Annotated in this window: 1 protein-coding gene; it reads left to right on the top strand. The window is 48.6% G+C overall.

Going from position 1 to position 1,388, the window contains the following annotated elements:
* Positions 1-1,388 (top strand): glycoside hydrolase family 38 C-terminal domain-containing protein (locus IEW05_RS25515; protein ID WP_188542681.1); only part of this gene is annotated, 1,388 nt, incomplete at both ends.

The following is a 1,388-nucleotide window of genomic DNA, read 5'->3' as shown; positions in this document are numbered from 1 at the left end:
GCGAAGGAATTGTACCCGGATACGGAATTCATTCATTCGAACTTCCCGGATTACTTACGTGCGATTGAAAGTGCTAGCGATCGTGAATTGTCGTCTGTTAAAGGAGAGCTTCGTAGCCAACGTACCGATGGCTGGGGCACGCTTGTGAATACGGCGTCAGCTCGTGTCTACCTGAAGCAGATGAATCAACAAGGACAAGCGATTCTCGAGAAGGTCGCAGAGCCGCTTGCATCGATCGCTCATGTGTTGGGACAAGATTATCCGCATCATCTGTTTACGCATGCTTGGAAGACATTGATGCAGAACCATCCACACGATAGCATTTGTGGTTGTAGCGTGGATGAAGTGCATCGTGAGATGGTTACGCGCTTTGACAAGAGCCGCCATGTCGCAGAGAGCATCATCGATGACAGCAAACGTATCATTGCTGAAGCCGTGAATACTTCAGGATTTGCTGAATTTGGCGAAGACCCGCTACCATTGCTTGTGATGAACACGACTGGATGGAGCCGTACGGGAACCGTATCGATCGAGTTGGATGCTGCCCGCTTGTATTTGCGCGAAGGCTTCACACTTGAAGAAACAGCACAGCGGATGAAAGATGTTGATCTTTCGGGTCGTCTACTGGTTGATGAGCAAGGAAATGTGTTGAACTGTACGGTGGAAGATCTAGGTCTGCTGTTCGGCTATGATCTGCCTGACGATAAATTCCGTCAGCCTTATATGTGCCGCCGGGTCAAATTGACGTTCCAAGCAGAGGACGTTCCAGCTATCGGCTTACGCACCTATGCATGGGTACGGAAAGCAGGAGCTCCAGCTCAAAGTGATTCTCTATTTACGGGAGACCGTACGATGGAGAATGCTACGTTGAAGGTGAATGTTGCAGACGACGGTTCATTCACGCTAACTGATAAAACAACAGGCCGCATTTACAGTGATCTTGGTGTATATGAGAATACTGGAGATATCGGTAATGAATATATGTACAGACAACCAGATGGTGAGAAGACGTTAACGACAAAGGGACTTCCTGCAGGGATCTCTGTGCTGGAAGATACACCTTACCGCGCTTCGGTAGAAGTTACCCATGAGTGGGAAATTCCTGCATCAGCAGATGAGAAATTAGATGAAGAACAACGGGCACTAGTGTATTATCCAGAGCGTACTGCACAGCGGAGCAGCCGTACTGTGATCATGAAGATCCGTACAGTCATTTCCTTGGAGCAAGGTGGAAAAGGCGTTCACATCGAGACGAAGCTGGATAATCAGGCGAAGGATCACCGCGTTCGTGCGCTGTTCCCTACGGATCTAGAAGCTTCAGTACATCATGTTGATTCGATGTTTGAAGTTGTGGATCGGGATAATGTGCCTGCACCAGAATGGCAAAA

Source organism: Paenibacillus segetis, assembly GCF_014639155.1.
Taxonomy (GTDB): domain Bacteria; phylum Bacillota; class Bacilli; order Paenibacillales; family Paenibacillaceae; genus Fontibacillus; species Fontibacillus segetis.
The sequence above is the reverse complement of the archived record's forward strand: the minus strand, read 5'-3'. Positions and strand labels throughout refer to the sequence as shown.